Origin of the sequence: Roseburia sp. 1XD42-69 (genome assembly GCF_003612565.1) — a bacterium.
In the GTDB taxonomy this organism is placed as follows: Bacteria; Bacillota; Clostridia; order Lachnospirales; family Lachnospiraceae; genus Roseburia_B.
The window spans coordinates 1-19638 of the sequence record NZ_RAZG01000045.1 but is presented as its reverse complement, the minus strand read 5'-3'; the positions used below and the strand labels follow the sequence as shown (position 1 = coordinate 19638).

The 19638-nt window shown below is 43.5% G+C and carries 17 protein-coding genes and 2 pseudogenes; 18 read left to right on the top strand and 1 reads right to left on the bottom strand.

The window, feature by feature from the left end; genetic code table 11:
• The first annotated feature begins 175 nt into the window (after positions 1–175).
• The 18 genes and pseudogenes from leuB to D7Y06_RS17035 all read left to right on the top strand — a co-directional run bounded on the left by leuB (position 176) and on the right by D7Y06_RS17035 (position 19061).
• Positions 176–1276, top strand: a complete 1101-nt coding sequence (gene leuB, locus D7Y06_RS17130) for a 3-isopropylmalate dehydrogenase (protein ID WP_120408960.1) — start codon at positions 176–178, stop codon at positions 1274–1276.
• 12 nt (positions 1277–1288) lie between these two features.
• Positions 1289–2953: a dihydroxy-acid dehydratase gene (gene ilvD, locus D7Y06_RS17125; protein ID WP_120408959.1), complete on the top strand. Its 1665-nt coding sequence runs from the start codon at positions 1289–1291 to the stop codon at positions 2951–2953.
• 52 nt (positions 2954–3005) lie between these two features.
• On the top strand, positions 3006–4685 hold the full coding sequence (ilvB, locus tag D7Y06_RS17120; protein WP_120408958.1) for a biosynthetic-type acetolactate synthase large subunit: 1680 nt from the start codon (positions 3006–3008) through the stop codon (positions 4683–4685).
• 93 nt (positions 4686–4778) lie between these two features.
• On the top strand, positions 4779–5861 hold the full coding sequence (gene serC / locus D7Y06_RS17115) for a 3-phosphoserine/phosphohydroxythreonine transaminase (RefSeq protein ID WP_120408957.1): 1083 nt from the start codon (positions 4779–4781) through the stop codon (positions 5859–5861).
• A 97-nt stretch (positions 5862–5958) separates the two neighbouring features.
• Positions 5959–6117 (top strand): annotated as a pseudogene (locus D7Y06_RS17110) (3-phosphoserine/phosphohydroxythreonine aminotransferase); the annotation flags it as partial.
• A gap of 551 nt (positions 6118–6668) precedes the next feature.
• The gene (locus tag D7Y06_RS17100) at positions 6669–7223 is read left to right on the top strand and encodes a GNAT family N-acetyltransferase (RefSeq protein WP_120408955.1); all 555 of its coding nucleotides are present in this window, start codon (positions 6669–6671) and stop codon (positions 7221–7223) included.
• Between the two features lie 76 nt (positions 7224–7299).
• Complete coding sequence (locus tag D7Y06_RS17095) at positions 7300–7578, top strand: hypothetical protein (protein ID WP_120408954.1); 279 nt, start codon at positions 7300–7302, stop codon at positions 7576–7578.
• 88 nt (positions 7579–7666) lie between these two features.
• The gene (locus tag D7Y06_RS17090; protein WP_120408953.1) at positions 7667–8221 is read left to right on the top strand and encodes a GNAT family N-acetyltransferase; all 555 of its coding nucleotides are present in this window, start codon (positions 7667–7669) and stop codon (positions 8219–8221) included.
• A gap of 69 nt (positions 8222–8290) precedes the next feature.
• On the top strand, positions 8291–8617 hold the full coding sequence (locus tag D7Y06_RS17085; protein ID WP_120408952.1) for a MazG nucleotide pyrophosphohydrolase domain-containing protein: 327 nt from the start codon (positions 8291–8293) through the stop codon (positions 8615–8617).
• Between the two features lie 681 nt (positions 8618–9298).
• Positions 9299–9703, top strand: a pseudogene (locus tag D7Y06_RS17075) (SMI1/KNR4 family protein); the annotation flags it as partial.
• 100 nt (positions 9704–9803) lie between these two features.
• On the top strand, positions 9804–10967 hold the full coding sequence (locus tag D7Y06_RS17070) for a phosphoglycerate dehydrogenase (protein ID WP_120408951.1): 1164 nt from the start codon (positions 9804–9806) through the stop codon (positions 10965–10967).
• 141 nt (positions 10968–11108) lie between these two features.
• Entirely contained in the window at positions 11109–12341 is a 1233-nt protein-coding gene (locus D7Y06_RS17065) for a DUF1015 domain-containing protein (protein ID WP_120408950.1), read from the top strand.
• Positions 12342–12464: 123 nt separating this feature from the next.
• Positions 12465–14225 carry an Ig-like domain-containing protein gene (locus tag D7Y06_RS17060; protein WP_158591403.1) on the top strand — a complete coding sequence of 587 codons (1761 nt, stop codon included), beginning with the start codon at positions 12465–12467 and terminating at the stop codon, positions 14223–14225.
• A 96-nt stretch (positions 14226–14321) separates the two neighbouring features.
• Entirely contained in the window at positions 14322–15224 is a 903-nt protein-coding gene (locus D7Y06_RS17055) for a mechanosensitive ion channel family protein (RefSeq protein WP_243119370.1), read from the top strand.
• A 112-nt stretch (positions 15225–15336) separates the two neighbouring features.
• Positions 15337–15873, top strand: a complete 537-nt coding sequence (locus D7Y06_RS17050; RefSeq protein WP_330566505.1) for an EFR1 family ferrodoxin — start codon at positions 15337–15339, stop codon at positions 15871–15873.
• 109 nt (positions 15874–15982) lie between these two features.
• Positions 15983–16552: a hypothetical protein gene (locus D7Y06_RS17045; protein ID WP_120408948.1), complete on the top strand. Its 570-nt coding sequence runs from the start codon at positions 15983–15985 to the stop codon at positions 16550–16552.
• A gap of 4 nt (positions 16553–16556) precedes the next feature.
• Entirely contained in the window at positions 16557–17948 is a 1392-nt protein-coding gene (locus D7Y06_RS17040; RefSeq protein WP_120408947.1) for an MBOAT family O-acyltransferase, read from the top strand.
• Between the two features lie 21 nt (positions 17949–17969).
• On the top strand, positions 17970–19061 hold the full coding sequence (locus D7Y06_RS17035) for a DHHW family protein (RefSeq protein ID WP_158591402.1): 1092 nt from the start codon (positions 17970–17972) through the stop codon (positions 19059–19061).
• A gap of 86 nt (positions 19062–19147) precedes the next feature.
• Here the strand turns inward: D7Y06_RS17035 and D7Y06_RS17030 are convergent, their stop codons facing one another.
• Positions 19148–19489 (bottom strand): helix-turn-helix domain-containing protein, encoded by a 342-nt coding sequence (locus tag D7Y06_RS17030; RefSeq protein ID WP_158591401.1) that lies wholly within the window; start codon positions 19487–19489, stop codon positions 19148–19150.
• Positions 19490–19638: the final 149 nt, after the last annotated feature.

The following is a 19638-nucleotide window of genomic DNA, read 5'->3' as shown; positions in this document are numbered from 1 at the left end:
GTTGATGCAATATGTATGTTTTTCTTACAGAGTCTCCCAATATAACCCAAATTTATAAAAAATATGAAAAACTATAATGATAAACTATATTGAAATCTTCCCTTTATTATTATATTATAGTAACAATAGGCGAAAATCTGCGAAAGCAGCAATACCAGAAGGAAGGAAGATGAAAATGAGTTATCATGTAGGCGTGATTTCCGGTGACGGGATTGGCCCGGAAATCGTAGCGGAAGCAAAAAAAGTACTGGATGCAGTTGGAAAAAAGTATCACCACGACTTTGAATATGAAGAAATCCTCATGGGAGGATGTTCCATTGATGCCACGGGAGTTCCTCTGACAGATGAGGCCATAGAGCAGGCAAAAGCCAGCGATGCTGTGCTGATGGGCTCTATCGGAGGCAATACCGCAACTTCTCCCTGGTATAAACTTCCCCCGGATAAAAGACCGGAGGCAGGGCTTTTGAAAATCAGAAAATCCCTGAATTTATTTGCCAATTTGCGGCCTGCCTATCTCTATGAGGAGTTAAAGGAGGCATGCCCCTTAAGGGATGACATTATCGGGGAAGGATTTGACATGATGATTATGCGGGAACTCACCGGAGGCCTTTATTTTGGAGCAAGGGAGACAAAAGAAGTGGACGGGGTGATGACAGCCGTGGACACTTTAGCCTATAACGAAAATGAAATCCGAAGAATTGCAAAGAGGGGATTTGACATTGCCATGAAGCGCCGGAAAAAAGTGACCAGTGTGGATAAGGCAAATGTGTTGGACTCTTCCAGGCTGTGGAGAAAAATTGTGGAAGAGGTGGCAGGAGATTACCCGGAAGTTACCTATGAGCACATGCTGGTGGATAACTGTGCTATGCAGCTTGTAAAAGACCCCAGGCAGTTTGATGTGATTCTGACGGAAAATATGTTTGGAGACATTTTATCTGACGAGGCAAGTATGGTGACAGGTTCCATCGGAATGTTATCCTCCGCCAGCTTAAACGATACAAAATTCGGACTCTATGAGCCAAGCGGCGGCTCCGCCCCGGACATTGCAGGAAAAGGAATTGCAAACCCCATTGCCACGATTTTAAGTGCGGCTATGATGCTGCGTTATTCTTTTGATCTGGACAAAGAGGCGGAGGCCATAGAAGGAGCCGTAAAACAGGTGTTAAAAGAAGGATACAGAACCATCGACATTATGCCCCAGGAAGAGGCAAAAAAAGCCTCTGTGAAACAGGTGGGCACAAAAGAGATGGGAAATTTGATTGCAGAACGTGTTTAGGAGGAAGGCAAAATGAAAAGTGATCATGTGAAAAAGGGGATGCAGCAGGCGCCCCACAGAAGTCTGTTTAACGCACTGGGCTTTACGGAAGAGGAAATGAATAAGCCCATGGTGGGAATTGTAAGTTCTTATAATGAGATTGTGCCGGGGCATATGAACCTGGATAAAATTGTAAATGCTGTGAAACTTGGAGTGGCGGAGGCAGGAGGCGTGCCCGTTGTTTTTCCGGCCATAGCAGTGTGTGACGGAATTGCCATGGGACATGTGGGGATGAAATATTCCCTGGTCACAAGAGATTTAATCGCAGATTCCACAGAGTGCATGGCCCTGGCCCATCAGTTTGACGCATTGGTTATGGTGCCAAACTGTGATAAAAATGTTCCGGGGCTTTTGATGGCGGCTGCAAGGGTCAATGTCCCCACCGTCTTTGTTTCCGGCGGCCCCATGCTGGCAGGCCATGTCAAGGGCAAAAAAACAAGCCTTTCTTCTATGTTTGAAGCAGTTGGTTCCTATGCGGCAGGGACTATGACAGAGGAGGATGTAAGGGAATATGAGGAAAAAACCTGCCCTACCTGCGGTTCCTGTTCCGGTATGTATACGGCAAATTCCATGAACTGCCTCACAGAGGCACTGGGCATGGGATTAAAGGGAAACGGAACCATCCCGGCGGTGTATTCCGAGAGAATTAAACTGGCAAAACATGCGGGAATGGCTGTTATGGAGATGTTAAAGAAAGACATCCGCCCCAGGGATATTATGACAAAAGAGGCAATTTTAAACGCCCTCACTGTGGATATGGCTCTGGGATGTTCCACCAACAGTATGCTCCATCTTCCGGCAATCGCTCATGAAGTAGGATTTGACTTTGATATAAAATTTGCTAACGAAATTAGCGAAAAGACCCCGAACCTCTGCCACCTGGCTCCGGCGGGCCCCACCTATATGGAGGATTTAAATGAGGCAGGGGGCGTGTACGCCGTAATGAAAGAGCTGGCGGACATTGGGCTTTTACATACGGACTGCATCACCGTGACGGGAAAAACCGTGGGAGAGAATATTAAAGATGCTGTAAACAAAAACGAAGAAGTCATCCGTCCCGTAAGCAATCCTTATTCCAAAACAGGGGGCCTTGCGGTGTTAAGCGGAAACTTAGCCCCCGACGGCGGCGTGGTAAAACGTTCCGCCGTTGTGGAGGAGATGATGGTACATGAGGGCCCGGCAAGGGTATTTGACTGTGAGGAGGATGCCATTGAAGCCATCAAAGGCGGAAAAATCGTGGCAGGGGACGTTGTGGTGATCCGCTATGAAGGCCCCAAAGGGGGACCAGGTATGCGGGAGATGTTAAATCCCACCTCCGCCATTGCGGGAATGGGACTGGGCTCTTCCGTTGCCCTTATCACAGACGGACGTTTCTCCGGGGCAAGCCGGGGGGCATCCATCGGCCATGTTTCCCCGGAAGCTGCAGTGGGAGGCCCCATCGCCTTAGTGGAAGAGGGAGATATCATTAAAATCAATATCCCGGAAATGAAACTGGATGTGGATATTTCTGAGGAAGAGATGGCAAAGAGAAAAGAAAAATGGCAGCCCAGGGAGCCAAAGACTACCGGGGGATATATTGAGAGGTATGCTTCCATGGTGACATCAGGGAACAGGGGAGCTATCCTCAAGAAAAATTAGAAGCCGGTTTTGGAAGTAACTGAAAAAATTATGAAGAGAAAGGAAGATTTTCATGCAGCTTACAGGTGCGCAGATTGTTATAGAATGTCTCAAAGAACAGGGCGTGGATACGGTGTTCGGTTATCCCGGCGGTGCAATTCTAAATGTATATGACGAGCTGTATAAACATAGAGATGAAATCAGGCATATTTTAACTTCCCATGAGCAGGGAGCAAGCCACGGGGCGGACGGATATGCCAGAAGCACCGGAAAGGTAGGGGTGTGTCTGGCAACCAGCGGCCCCGGGGCTACAAACCTGGTGACGGGAATTGCAACGGCCTATATGGATTCTGTTCCCGTTGTGGCAATTACCTGCAATGTGGGAGTTCCCCTTTTGGGAAAAGACAGTTTCCAGGAAATTGACATCGCAGGAATCACCATGCCCATTACAAAGCATAATTTTATCGTAAAAGATGTGGAAAAACTGGCGGATACCATTCGCAGGGCTTTTGCCATTGCCACAAAGGGGCGCCCCGGCCCGGTGCTTGTGGATATCCCAAAGGATGTGACGGCAAATACATGTGAGTATGTCCCTGTAAAACCAGAGCAGGCAAAAAGGGATACGGAGCAGATAAGGGAAGAAGATATAAGCACCGCAGTGGAAATGATACAAAAGGCCAAAAAGCCCTATATTTTTGTAGGGGGCGGCGCAGTTATCTCAGAGGCCAGCAGAGAGCTTGAGGAATTTGTGGAGAAAGTCCAGGCGCCGGTGTGCGACTCTTTGATGGGAAAAGGGGCCTACGACGGCAGGAAAGAAAAGTATACCGGAATGCTGGGGATGCACGGCACAAAAACCTCCAACTTAGGAGTAAGCGAATGCGACCTTTTAATCGCCCTTGGGGTAAGGTTCAGCGACCGGGTCATTGGAAATGCCAGCAAATTTGCGGAACATGCAAAAATTCTCCAGATTGACGTGGACCCGGCGGAAATCAATAAAAACATCATGGTAAAGGCCTGCATCATCGGGGATATTAAAGAAGTCTTAACCAGGTTAAACGCCAGGTTAAACCCTATGGAGCATAAGGCGTGGCTTGGCCATATTGGGGAATACAAAGAGCAGTACCCCCTTACCTGCCATGAGGAAGGGTTAAGCGGCCCCTATCTGGTGAGCAAAGTTTATGAAAAGACAAAAGGGGATGCCTTAATCGTCACGGAAGTAGGGCAGCATCAGATGTGGGCGGCACAGTTTTACCAGTATAAAGAGCCCCGCACCCTTTTGACTTCCGGGGGGCTTGGAACCATGGGATACGGCCTTGGGGCAGCTATTGGCGCCCAGGCGGCAAATCCGGGGAAACAGGTCATAAACATTGCCGGGGACGGGTGTTTCCGCATGAATATGAACGAGCTTGCCACGGCGGCCAGGGAAAAACTTCCCCTGATAGAAATTGTAGTGAACAATCACGTTCTTGGCATGGTAAGGCAGTGGCAGGATTTGTTTTATGAGAAACGCTACTCCGCAACAGTGCTTGACGACGGCATGGATTATGTGAAGCTGGCGGAGGCCATGGGAGCGGAAGGATACCGGGCGTGCAGCCGGGAGGAATTTGACCAGGCCTTTGAAAAAGCTTTAAAGTCAGGGAAGCCGGTACTCATTGACTGTGTCATAGACAGAGATGACAAAGTGTTTCCTATGGTAGCGCCAGGGGCAGCTATCAGTGAAGTGTTTACAGAGGAAGATTACGAAAAACATTGACATATTTTGTAAAAACGGATACATTACATGGTATGAGACATTTGTCGGCGGCAAAAGCCGAGTCATGGAAAAAAGAGGAGGAGACCAGAAAAAATGAGCAGAGTTTACAATTTTTCCGCAGGGCCTGCAGTCCTGCCGGAAGAGGTTTTAAGAGAAGCAGCAGATGAAATGATGGATTATAAGGGAACGGGAATGTCTGTTATGGAGATGAGCCATCGTTCCAAAGCCTATGACACCATTATCAAAGAGGCAGAGGCAGATTTAAGGGAGCTTATGAACATTCCCGATAACTACAAGGTACTGTTTTTACAGGGAGGGGCGTCACAGCAGTTTGCCATGATTCCCATGAACTTAATGAAAAATAAGAAAGCCGCTTACATTGTAACCGGCCAGTGGGCAAAAAAAGCGTGGAAAGAAGCACAGATTTACGGAGACGCCGTTGCAGTGGCTTCCTCCGAAGATAAAACATTTTCCTACATACCGGACTGCTCCGATTTGGATATCCCGGAGGACGCAGATTACGTTTATATCTGTGAGAACAACACTATTTACGGCACAAAATTTAAAACTCTGCCAAACACGAAAGGCCATACTTTAGTGGCAGACGTGTCTTCCTGCTTTTTGTCCGAGCCAGTGGACGTGACAAAATACGGGGTAATCTACGGCGGAGTTCAGAAAAATATCGGCCCGGCAGGAGTTGTCATTGTAATTATCAGAGAAGACTTAATCACCGAGGACACCCTTCCCGGCACCCCAACCATGTTAAAATACAAAACCCATGCAGATGCAGAGAGCCTTTACAACACACCTCCTGCATATGGTATCTATATCTGCGGAAAAGTATTTAAATGGTTAAAGAAAATGGGCGGCCTTTCCGTGATGAAAGAGAAAAATGAGGAGAAGGCAAAAATTCTCTACGATTTTCTGGATGAAAGCAAGTTATTTAAGGGCACAGTTGTGGAAAAAGACCGCTCTCTGATGAATGTGCCTTTTGTGACCGGGGACAAAGAGCTGGATGCAAAATTTGTGGCCGAGGCAAAAGCCGCAGGATTTGAAAACTTAAAAGGCCACAGGTCAGTGGGAGGCATGCGGGCTTCCATCTACAACGCTATGCCTAAGGAGGGCGTTGAGAAACTGGTGGAGTTTATGCGGGAATTTGAGAAGAAGAATTCATAGTTTGTGAAAAGGTTGTACCATATAGACGAAATCACCTATGGCGGCAAAAAGCTCTGCCTGGGGTTTGTCTGTATGGTACAATTCAGGTTGTTGAAAAGCTAAATTTGTGGCCGAGGCAAAAGCCGCAGGATTTGAAAACTTAAAAGGCCACAGGTCAGTGGGAGGCATGCGGGCTTCCATCTACAACGCTATGCCTAAGGAGGGCGTTGAGAAACTGGTGGAGTTTATGCGGGAATTTGAGAAGAAGAATTCATAGTTTGTGAAAAGGTTGTACCATATAGACGAAATCACCTATGGCGGCAAAAAGCTCTGCCTGGGGTTTGTCTGTATGGTACAATTCAGGTTGTTGAAAAGCTAAAAGTGAAAGAAGAATACAGGAGGAACCAGCAATTTGGGAGTTGATGAATCAATTGGATTATGAAACAAAGTATATGCTCTACGAATCAGGCCGATTTGCCGGGGAGTGATAGAGAGCGTAAAATCGGGGTTTAGTGGGAGGATGCTATGAATTCATCAAAAGAAAAACTGAGGAGGGAACTGACAAGTTTGCCCTGATAGAATGGATAAATTATTACAAAATAAGATTGTCTTACAGCTATAATCCGACGATTTTGCTAAGACATGTTAAAAATGGAACACTTAAAAAGAGCCGATTGGCAAGGGAGATAGAGAAAAGATAAAATGGTGAACTAATTTCAGGTGCACAGTTATTCAGTGATGATTGTTCTGTTTATTATTGTTGGCGGGATTAAAATTCCGTTTGCCGTGGACATGCAAAGAAAAATCGGGATTTTGTGGAGGAGTGCAATGAATAAAATTGGTACAAAAATAATAGATACAGAACGTTGTACTTTGAGAAGAATTGTTCCAGACGATTATCAAATGATGCATGAAAACTGGGCAAAACTCGAAGAAGTTTGCAGATACTTTCCGTTCAATCCTGTAACGGATATAGAAATATACAAAGAAAAGGTCCATAATTGGGCAAATAATTATGAATCTGATACATATTTTCATTGGGTAATTGAATGGAAAGAAAATCATGAATTGATTGGAACGATTAATTTGGGAAATGTTGAAGAATCATGTTTTATGTCAGATACATGCTATATGCTTTCGCCACAGTATTGGGGACAAAGTATAATGACAGAAGTACTTCAAGCTGTATTAAGATATGCATTTGAAGAGATTGGATTAAATCGTGTTCAGGCTGAAGTGTTTGATGGCAATGTTGCATCTGTACATGTATTAATAAAGTGTGGAATGCGGTTTGAAGGAATTGCCAGACAAAAGTATTACAAAAATGGCAGGTTTATTGACACTGCGCAGTATGCAGTTCTTAAGTGCGATTTCAAAGAATAAATTCCTGTTTGTCGGGAATTTGCAGAGAACGAAAATCGGGATTTGACTAGGAGAAAATTGTGAGCAAGAAAAAAGAATGGTAAGTATGCTCTTGATTTATTGGTTAATTGCATTGATTCCTATAATTGTAATGTTTGTTAATAAAGATAAGTTAGCAGATTATGGCTTTAGCAAAAGCAAGATAAGTTTACAAATTATTGTGGGTGTTCTAACAGGCATCGCAATGTCAATTATATTAACACTGATACCACATCTATTTGGTTTTGGTGAATTAGTGGATCATGGTAGAAGATATAAATACTTATTGCAATTTATTTATGATTTTTTTATGGCATATTTGCAGTTGCTTCTGTAGATTAAAAATTGCTCTATTTTATCTTTGATAATCGGACATGGAATATACGATGGTTTAATTATCTTTTGGGTATTACGGAGGAGAAAAAATGATATTTGAAGAGAAGAAAATAAATTTAAAAGACGGCCGCATTTGCACACTTCGATCTGTTGAGATAAGAGATGCAGAAAGTATGATAGAATATCTTCAACTGGTATCTTCGGAGACTCCATTTCTTCTCAGAAACGGGGATGAGGTTACTTATACCGTTGAAGAAGAGGAACAGCTTTTAGAAAATAAAAGAAATACTCCGCGTGAAATAATGATGGTGGCGCAAGTGGAAGGTATTATTGCAGGAAATTGTGGTATTGTATCTATTGGCGGTTTAAGGCGTGTTTATCATAGATGCGGTTTTGCAATAGCGCTTAAGAAAGATTATTGGAATCTTGGTATTGGTTCTGCAATGATGGATTATGCTTTTTACCTGGCGAAAAAAATGGGATATGAACAAGTTGAACTGGAAGTGGTTGAAGGAAATACCCGCGCAAAGAATTTATATGAGCGATTTGGGTTCAGGGAAATGGGAAAAAATTTCCGTGCTCTTAAATATGATGATGGCAGCTATAGAGATGAGTACAAAATGGTAAAGATTTTGGCAGGTTAACAGTGCAAATTCCAGTTTGCCGGAAAGCTGCAGAAAAGGTAAAACCGAAATCTGAAAAGGAGAAGATATATGTCTGATTTTAGTATAAATGAAATGTTAGATATGCAAAAAAGGCTTCTGGATAAATACAAAGATAAATGGGAAAAGATTTCTCCTGAAGCAGGGAAACACAAGCTGCTTTGGATGATAGGTGAAATTGGTGAAGTGATTGATATTGTCAAAAAACACGGAGACATAAAGGCATCTAATGATGTTGATTTAAGAAAAGACCTTGTTGAAGAAATGGCTGATGTTCTTATGTATTACAATGATGTTATGCTGTGTTACGGAATAACTGCCGATGAATTAAAACAGGCATATACAGAGAAGTTTGAAAAGAATATGACACGTTGGTAAGGGGAATTTAGGGGGATTTCTGTTTCCATATAAAACTTATTGCTAGTTTACAATATAAGGAATATAATATTATTACAAATCGGGATTTATAACGATGCAATTACACGTTTGTGTTTATTATAGATATCCTAAACCGAAAGGAGATGTTCATTATGAATAGAAACTATTATCTTATGACGATTGTAACACTAAATTTGGAGGGAGATTACATGCCATAATCCCTCCACAACAAATAGGAAGAATTATGAGTAATATTGAATTAGCGAGAATTGATGAGAATAACTTTATACAGGTATTTGACCTAAAGTTAGCTGAGAGCAAGAGCAATTTGTTTCAAATCCAATCAGGAGTTTAGCACAAGTATATGTATATTATAAGCAATGCATTCCTTTTGGAATATTCAATGATGATACAATGGTTGGTTACGTGATGGTGATATATGATTATGCCCTTGCAGAGTATAATATTTGGCATATGATGATTGATATTGCATCCAAACCATTTGGTCAATCTAACAAAGTTGTTATAAATAAAACTTGATAACTGAATAGGCTTTACACCTTTATTCTGTTATGTCAAATATGCGGTATTGAGAAAATTGCATAAATTATAAATGGTGCCAGACAACAAACGAGTTGGCAGCATGGATAAAAAATTGGAGTTTGGAGTAGATTAAAAATGTTTGATAACTTTGATTTTACGGACTTTTGGGAGCACAGTGGTATGACCTTAAAGAAGACTATGTTAGTGAGCCGCCTTCTGACGAGCTGATTGCCAGTGTGGAACAAGAATTGGGTTACAAGTTACCAGCTTCTTATATTTGCTAATGAAGCAGCAAAATTGAGGTTATCCAGTCAATTTATGATTGAAGAGTGGGGGTATCCTGCTATTGGAGTAGCTATCTGTGATACTCCCACTGCCGGACATGATATGGTTTTTTTAGATTATCGGGAGTGCGGCCCACAAGGGGAGCCTAAAGTAGTACACATCGCCCAGGAATTTGACTATGAAGTCACATTTTTAGCAAATAATTTCGAAGAATTTATAAGAGGACTAATGAATGAAGATGATTTTGAATTTGAAGAATAGCAGTTACCATTTTTAAAAATTCTGCACAATACTGTGTCACACAAAAATATAGTTTTATAATAAAACAAAAAATTAAAAATAAGGAGATGTAAGAGAAATGTTTCAGTACACATGTTTAAACCCCATTGCAAATGTGGGCTTGGATTTATTTTCCAAGGATTACAAGAAGGTAGAGGATTTAAAAGACGCCCAGGCAGTCCTGGTGCGAAGCGCTGCAATGCATGATTTGGATCTGCCGGATACCTTGGAGGCAGTTGCAAGGGCAGGCGCCGGGGTCAATAATATTCCCCTGGAAAAATGCGCAGACCAAGGGATTGTGGTATTTAACACCCCGGGGGCAAATGCCAACGGCGTAAAGGAGATGGTTTTTGCAGGAATGCTCCTCGCCTCCCGTGATATTATCGGAGGTGTGGAGTGGATTAAAGAAAATAAAGACGATGAGAATATAGCAAAGACTGCGGAAAAGCAGAAGAAAAACTTTGCGGGATGCGAAATTTCCGGGAAAAAACTGGGGGTTATCGGCCTTGGGGCCATCGGCGTTTTAGTTGCAAATGCAGCTACTCACATGGGGATGGAAGTGTACGGGTATGACCCCTATATTTCCGTAAATGCGGCGTGGAACCTCTCCCACAATGTAAAACATATCAGCAATGTGGAAGATATCTATAAAGAGTGCGATTTTATCACCATCCATGTGCCTCTTTTGGATGCTACCAGGGAGATGATTAACGCAGAAGCCATTGAGAAGATGAAAGACGGCGTGGTGCTTCTTAATTTTGCCAGGGATTTACTGGTGGATGAAAAAGCTGTCTTGGAGGCAATAGAGTTTGGAAAAGTGAAAAAGTATGTCTCCGATTTTGCAAATCCCACCACAGCGGGAAAAGAGGGCGTGATTTTAACTCCCCACCTGGGAGCTTCCACAGAGGAGTCCGAGGATAACTGTGCCGTGATGGCTGTTCGGGAAATCCGTGACTATATGGAAAATGGAAATATTGTCCATTCTGTAAACTACCCTGACTGTAGCATGGGCGGCTGCGACAAGGCAGGGCGTATTGCCATTTTACATAAAAATATCAAGGGAACGATTGCCAAATTCACTTCGGTTTTTGGAAATGCAGACATCAATATTGAAGATATGACAAATAAATCCAAAGGAGGCTATGCATACACCCTTTTGGATATCGGCACTCCGGTGACAGAAGGGGTGGTAAAAGAACTACAGGCCATCGACGGCGTGATAAAAGTACGTGTGGTAAAATAGGAACAGAATATGCCCCGCAAATTTGCGGGGTTTATTTTTTAAGGAGGAGGAAGGCAAATGCGCAGCATTTTTAAAAATGCCTTCCGACGATATGCCGCCGAACCTAGGTGAGGGGGCGTTACATTGTAAAGGAGGAAGAATATGGCAGTTATCAGACCATTTGCAGGGATTCGCCCCTGCCAGGAGAAAGCAGGCAAAATTGCGGCATTGCCCTATGACGTGTACAACAGGCAGGAGGCAAAAAAAGTTGTGGAACAAAACCCCGAAAGTTTTTTAAAGATAGACAGGGCGGAGACACAGTTTGAGGATTCTGTGGGAACCTATGAGAATAAAGTGTACCAGAGAGCCCATGACACTTTGTGGGAAATGGTGGAAAAAGGGGATTTTGTCAGGGAGGCGAAACCCTGTTATTATATTTATGAGCTGACCATGGATGGAAGGGTTCAGACAGGAATTGCGGCATGTGCCTCCATCGACGATTACCTTTCGGGAACCATAAAAAAACATGAAAATACCCGTGCGGAGAAAGAAGCGGACAGAATCTGCCATGTGGACGCCTGCAACGCCCAGACAGGGCCGATTTTTCTGGCATACCGGGCCAATGCCGTCATCCGTGACATGGTAAATGCCAAAAAGCAAGAGACGCCCCTGTACGATTTTGTTTCAGAGGACGGCATCCGTCACAGGGTTTTTGTCATAGAGGATGAAGGACAGATCAAAACCATTCAGGAAACTTTTGAAAAAATCGGGGAAATCTATATCGCAGACGGGCACCACAGGGCGGCTTCCGCTGTCAAAGTGGGCTTAAAAAGAAGGGAGAGCCATCCTGATTTTACCGGGGAAGAAGAGTTTAACTATTTCCTCTCTGTGCTTTTTCCAGACGAAGAGCTTATGATTATGGATTATAACCGGGTGGTAAAAGACTTAAACGGGCTTAGCCCCGCAGATTTCCTTAATAAAGTGAATGATATTTTTGAAGTGGAAAAACTGGATTCCCAGGAAAAGCCAAAAGAAAAAGGCCAGGTTTCCATGTATTTGGATGGAAATTGGTATCTCCTTACCATAAAAGAGGAGGATAAGAGCAATGACCCTGTGGAGGGACTGGATGTGTCCCTTTTGCAGAAATTATTGCTGCAGCCCGTTCTTGGCATTGAAAATCCCAAAACAGATGAAAGAATTGATTTTGTGGGAGGTATCCGGGGGTTAGGCGAGCTTGAAAAGCGGGTTTCCACGGACTGTGCCGTTGCCTTTGCCATGTACCCTACTTCCATTGGGGAGTTATTTGGCGTGGCGGACGCAGGGAAATTAATGCCGCCCAAATCCACATGGTTTGAGCCAAAACTGAGAAGCGGACTGTTTATCCATGAAATTTAATGGTTGATTCCCAATGAGCCGCTGTACAGCCTCACTTTTGATATTGATAATTTCTAAATACAGTCTATTATATATTTATGGCATACGCCAAAAGGACAATTTAAAAGATAGGAGATGGGAATTATGAGAAGATGGAGAAAACCACAGGTTCTTATGATAAGAACCTTGATATTTCTGAGTGCATTGTTATTGTTTGCAGGTGTGGGGGGGACAGTGAAAGCGTCCCCAAAGGTAAATGTCAAAAAGGTAACTTCTGTGAATTCGCTGACTGGAAGTAAGACGATTAAACTTGCAAAGGGAAAAAAAGCGACTTTGAAAACAACAGTAAGCGTTACGCCGAATAAGACGGCAAACAAAAAAGTGACATATGAGAGTTCAAATACAAAAGTTGCAACTGTCACAAGCAAGGGCGTGATTACCGGAAAAAAAGCAGGTACAGCAAAAATTATTGTGAGACCGGCAAAAAATAAGAAGTTAAAAGCCGTTGTCACGGTGAAGGTTGTAAAAGGAAGGGTGACAAGTGTCAAACTGGATAAGACATCCGGCACTTTGACAAAGGGCAAAACGGTAAAACTGAAAGCTTCCGTTAAAACTACCAGTGGAGGCAGCAAAGATGTGGTTTGGACAACTTCAAACAAGAAAGTCGCCACGGTGAGCAGTAAAGGAACCGTAAAAGCGGTGGGTACTGGAACCGCCGTTATTACCGCAAAAGCGGCAGACGGTTCTGGGAAAAAGGCAGCCTACAAGGTGAAGGTAAAAAATGCAGCCGGCGGAAGCATCGCCTTTGCAAATGACACGGTCAGCACTATATATACATCCTGTGAAGTGAGAATCCGCCTCCTGTGCAGTTCCCCCCAGCACGGGAAGGTATCATGGGAAACTTCAGATCCAGAGGTCTTGGATTTTGTCACAGAGCCAGGACAAAACGATGTTGAGGGAGATAACGTATTAATTTATGCGAATCAGGCCGGGACTGCCACGATTAAAGCTGCCGTAGATGGTAAAAGTGTTAGCCACAAAATTACGGTTAAGGATTTCACACCACAGTACACCTACGAAATAAATTTCCTTAATCCGCCATACGCCGATGGTCAGTATAATATCGTGTATATAAAAACCGATAATCCATCCACGGATAACTTTAACCTGTTCTTCTATGATACCGCCACCGGTCAGGAGAATGAACCGATGCTTGTGCCGGCCGCTTTTGAATATGCGGATATGAAGAGCATGGGCCCGATGGTTCCAAGTTTTTTATATAAAACGGATGGCGGGTATGTTGGTGTGTTTGCGTTTGAGATTTCCGGAAAGACAGAGATAACTGTTCAGGAATTTGCCCTTGACGCCAATGGAAACAAGATGAGCGACCGACCCGGCGACGGCATGCCTGTTATAGCAAACGCCGTACTGGGGTATATTGATATAAGGGATTACAATAAGGAGAAAGAGGCATGGATGCAGTCTGTCATTGACCAGGTGACTACAGGTTCTATGAGCAAAAAGGAAAAAATGCAGGCGATTACAAGCTATATGCGTCTTCATTCTATTTACTATAAACTGGCGGCAGACAACGGCAGGTATGTGAATATAGCTGCGGAAGGAGGAGTTCCCTTCTGGAAATTTGAGGAATATGAATTTGATTCCTTTTCTTCCCCCGCTCTATTAACAGCTTTTGGTGAGATGATCGATTATCCCCTGGAAAATTTGTATGATAAATATAAACGGGGTACGGCGGAATGGTATGCATGGCATATGGTGGCCCGGTCTATCGAAGACGGGACGAATTATCAGTTTTGTCCCCCTACAGATAGCAATCTTATCGATACATCCAAGGTTGCGCAGATTGATTTATCCAGTTGGAATTTTTATACGTGCTACCGCTAGATTACATGTAATTGCACCTGCAGAAAGGGGGAGGCTATCCCCAGCTGCCAAAAGGAGAGTGAAGGCATATTTCGCTATAATGAGGAGGAACATTACATGGAAGGTATGGAAGGAATAGAAGTATCCACGGAGGCGATGACTTTAGAAAATGCTGTGGAACTGGTGAGAGAGACGGATTCCGGAGTGATCAGCGACTGGCTGAAAGGGCTGCTCCCCTGGTTTTTAAATTTTGGATTTCAGATTTTGCTTGCAGTGGTTGTGTATGCGGTGGGTGCAAGGATTATAAAACTGGTCCGCAGCATGGTGCGCCGGTGGATGGAACGGGCGGATGCAGATATCGGTGTAAAACAGTTTATCGATTCTTTAGTTAAATATTTTCTTTATTTTATTTTGGTTGTGATTATTTTAACATTTTTTGGAGTAACCACCGCATCAGTTGTAGCTGTGCTTGGCTCAGCCGGACTTGCTCTGGGTCTTGCCGTCCAGGGGACGCTGTCCAATTTTGCCGGGGGAGTGCTGATTCTTTTGCTAAAGCCCTTCCATGTGGGAGATTACATTATTGAGGATACCCATGGAAATGAGGGGACTGTGACAGAGATTACAATTTTTTATACAAAACTTTCCACCGGGGACAATAAAATCATTGTGATACCAAACGGTTCTTTAGCCAACAGCAGCCTAACCAATGTGACCCACAGTAAAAAGCGTCGGATGGATTTGGAGGTGGGAATCTCCTATGACTCAGATTTAAAAAAGGCAAAAGATATTCTTTACCGCCTGGCGGATGAGGAGAGGGACAGACTGAAATCGGAGGAGATTTTGGTATTTGTGTCTGAACTTGCCGCCAGTGAGGTAAAAATTGGGCTTCGGTTTTGGGTAAAAACGGAGGATTACTGGAATGTGAGGTGGCGGCTGTTAGAGAGCATAAAACTGTCATTGGATGAGGCGGAGATTGAGATTCCATATCAGAAACTGGATGTTCAGGTGAAGGGACAATGAGAAGGAGGCAGTAATCACAAATGTTGGGAATTTATTTCAGCGGAACTGGAAATTCCAGATATGCCCTGGAAGTGTTTCTGGGAAAGCTGGACAGAAAGGCAGAAGAATTTTTGTGATTGCCACCATGGGGCTGTTCAGCGGAGACGGGGCAGGCGTCCTGGCACGTCTCCTGAAAAAATACGGGGCAAAGATTACCGGCGGACTGCATTTAAAAATGCCGGACAGCATAGCCGATGAAAAGGTGTTAAAGCGTCCCCTGGAAAAGAATATGGAACTGGTACGTAGAGCGGAGGAAAAGATAGACAAAGCCGTTTTGGGCATAAAGAATGGGAAGATATCAAAGGATGGAATTGGATTTTGGTGCCATATGACGGGATTGTTCGGGCAGAGGCTGTATTTTGGGAGAAAGGCGGAGCGCTATTCAGATAAAGTAAAAATTGACGGGGAAAAATGCGTGGGCTGTGGGAAATGTGCCGGGTTATGTCCCATGAAAAATATAAGCCTGAAACATCGCCTGGCCTTTGCAGGGGATACATGTACCATGTGTTACCGCTGTGTCAATACCTGTCCGGCAAAGGCCATTACCTTGTTGGGTAAGCGTGTGATAGAGCAGGGGACGATAGAAAAATATCTGCCAGGGAAAGGATAAAATGAAACTGATTATTACAGATATAGAAAAAGAATGTTTTTAACACCTTTGGGGAAAAATATTTGTATTGGCTTCATATTTTTCTATATTGAGAGAACAGGAGATTATTATGAAAAAATTTTTTGGGAATCTAATACTGACAACACTGGCACTGACTTTAATGGGCTGTGGGTTTTCGGATAAAGGAAACGCCGGAAAAGGCCAGGGAGCCAGCTATGAACAGGCGGTGGATATTTTAAATCTTATATGGGAGAATACCCCGGAGGAGGAAAAGTTTCCAAGTTACGGAGGGAATTCCTCTGACCCGGTTATGGATGCACCGGGGACGGTGGACCGGGGGGATACAAATCTGCTCTCTTACACCCTTTTAGTTCCCGAAGATTTGCAGGAGAGTGTGACAGATGCAGCCAGCCTTGTGCACATGATGAACGGCAACACTTTTACGGGAGCGGCACTGAAAATACAGGGGACGGAGGTGGAAAAAGCGGCGGAGAACGTGAGAGACACCGTTGCAGGAAATCAGTTTGTCTGCGGTTTTCCGGAGAGGCTTACGGTAATCACCGCAGGGGATTATATACTATATGCTTTTGGTTCAGAGGAGAATGTGACAAGTTTCCAGTCAATCGCAGAATCAAAAGTAGAAGGGGCAAAAGTGATCTATAACCAGCTTTTGGAGTAAGCACATGTTATTTTCAAGTATTACATTTCTCTATTATTTTCTTCCCTGGGCGCTGCTTTTCTATTTCCTGTCAGGGCGGTATAAAAATCTGGTACTTTTCTTAACCAGCCTGGTATTTTATGCCTGGGGGGAACCAATTTACGTGTTTTTAATGGTATTTCTCACAGGCATTGGATATGTTTTTGGGATTCTGGCAGAAAAATACAGGGAATCTGTGTGGAAAAAATATCTGGTGGGGATTTCCGTGGCTGCGGCCCTTTTCATACTTGGGTATTTCAAGTATGCTGATTTTGTCGTGGAAAATGTGGCCAGAGTTACCGGAAGTGCATGGGAATTGCCAGGTATCGTGCTTCCTATAGGAATCAGTTTTTATACATTTCAGATGATTAGCTATGTCATTGATGTGGGCAGAGGACAGAAAGCTCAGAAGAATTTCATTTCTCTGGCAGCGTATATCTCGATGTTTCCCCAGTTGGTGGCAGGCCCTATTGTGCGGTATTCTCATATTGAGGGCCAGTTGGAACAAAGAATACATTCCAAAGATATGATTGCCGGGGGGATTGGCAGATTTATTGCAGGCCTTTCCAAAAAGGTTGTGATTGCCAATACTTTAGGGGAATTGACACAGAATGTTTTAGATTCCGGCCAGCCATCCCTTCTTTTGGGGTGGCTTTATGGAGTTGCAGGGGCAATGCAGATTTATTTTGATTTTTCCGGATACAGCGATATGGCCATCGGCCTTGGAGAGATATTGGGATTTCATTTCCCGGAAAACTTTAATTACCCTTTTATTTCAAGGAGTGTGGCGGAGTTTTGGCGCAGATGGCATATGAGCCTGGGAAACTGGTTTCGGGATTATCTCTACATCCCCCTGGGGGGAAGCCGGGTATCTTTTCCGAAATATATCAGAAATATTTGCCTCGTATGGCTTGCCACAGGGATCTGGCACGGTGCAGCCTGGAATTTTGTGTTTTGGGGGCTTTTTTTTGTTCCTTTTTTTATTTTGGAAAAACTATGGCTGGGAAAGAAATTAGAAAACAGCAGGATTTTATCCAGATGTTATCTTTTGTTTGTAATTATTGTAAGCTTCCTGATTTTCCGGGTGGAACATATGGAGGAGGTATTGTACTGGACAGGAATGATGTTTGGGCGGGGAGTTCCCTTTTCAACCCGGGAAGCCCTGTTTTTTCTGAAAGATTACGGGGGAATTCTGATTTTGGCTGTTTTTGGTTGTACACCTGGGGCAAAACATCTGTATGTTAAAATGAAATCCACGGAGACAGGGGCAAAGGTATTAGATGTGCTTTTGCCGGTTTGTTTAGGCGTGATGCTTTTCATTGATACGGCATATCTGGTAAACAGCTCCTATAATCCTTTTTTATACTTTCGATTTTAACAGGTTTTAGGAATGGAGGGCATGATGGGCGGGAAAAGAAACGGCAGGGCAGTGATTATTCTTACGTCGATGATATTTTTTGGAATGTCCCTTTGGTGTATGGGAAAGCCCAGGGAAGAATTTTCTGCAAGTGAGAGACGCCATTTGGCGGAGATTCCCAAATTCACAGCAGATGAAGTTTTAAGCGGCAGGTTTATGAGACACTTTGAAGAATATGCAGCTGACCAGTTTCCTATGCGGGAAGAGTTTCGCAGGTTAAATTCTGTATTTCAGTTTTATGTTCTTGGGAAAAAAGAAGTAAATAATATCTATGTTACGAATGGGTATGCAGAAAAACTTATGGTAAAGGCGGACAGAGATGCGGCGGAGAAGTGGTTAAACCGCATTTTATATATCTGTGACACCTATGCCGGGGACAACCGGGTATTTTTATCTCTTATACCGGATAAAAATTATTTTCTCTCCCGGGAATCTGGGTATCCCTTTTTGGATTATCAGGAGTTTACAGGGATGTTTTTGCATGGGACAAGGGATGTTGCAGAGTATATTCCCTTGGAGGAAGTTCTTTCCCTTGAAAATTATTACGCCACAGACCTTCACTGGAAACAGGAGACACTGGAGGGCGTGGCGGATACTTTGGCCGGGGGAATGGGGATTTCCCTTTCTTTTCCCTACGATGTGGGGGAAGTGGATGCGCCCTTTTACGGGGTATATTACGGTCAGGCTTCCCTGCCCTTAAAGCCGGATAAACTCAAATATCTTTACGGGCCCCTCACAGAAAAACTGATTGTGACATGTTATGATTCCGGGAAACCGGAGATAATTTCTCTCTACGATATGGAAAAAGCCTATGGCAGGGACGCCTATGAGATGTTTTTGTCCGGCTCTAAGGCGCTTCTTACCATAGAAAACCCAGAGAGCAAAAATGACAGGGAGCTTGTGATGTTCCGGGATTCCTTCGGAAGCAGCCTGGCGCCGCTTTTGGCGGAGGGGTATAAAAAAATCACCCTGGTGGATATCCGGTATATTTCCATGGAGAGGATAGGGGAATTTGTGGATTTTGAAGGGGCGGATGTGCTGTTTTTGTATCATTTGCAGGTATTGAATAGTTAAAAGGTAAAGATATGAAATACACCGAAAGCAGATTTGTGACATCTCTATGCTTCCGGTGTATTTGATTTTACGAAAGAGAAAGTTCACTATTCTCTGCCAAAAGCTTTTATCATGCGGACAACTCTTTTCTGATCCGCTTCGGAAAGCTGGTGGAACACACGCATCAGCTCTAAGTCCAATAGTTCCTGTGCGTCCTGGGTTGTGGAAGATTCCCGCCCGGCGCTGAGCAAAGTGTCAACAGAAACATTGCAAAGCTTAGAATAGTAGAGAAGAAGGCGGAGATTTAACTTTGCCCGGTTATTTTCCACATTGCTGATAAAGGCAACGGTACATTCCAAATCTTTTGCCACCTTTTCCTGGGTTACCCCAAGGGCTGCACGGCGTTTTTTCATTTCTAATCCAACTTTTGAAAAATCAATTTCGTTCATAACATCCTCCATTTTATTAGATTTTATCCCAAAGATTTTTTACAGTTTCAATCCTGTAATTTCTATAAACTTTTATATATTATAATATAGAAATGAAAAGCATTCAATACTAAAAAACGATAAATTAATATATAGTATTTAGTATAAAA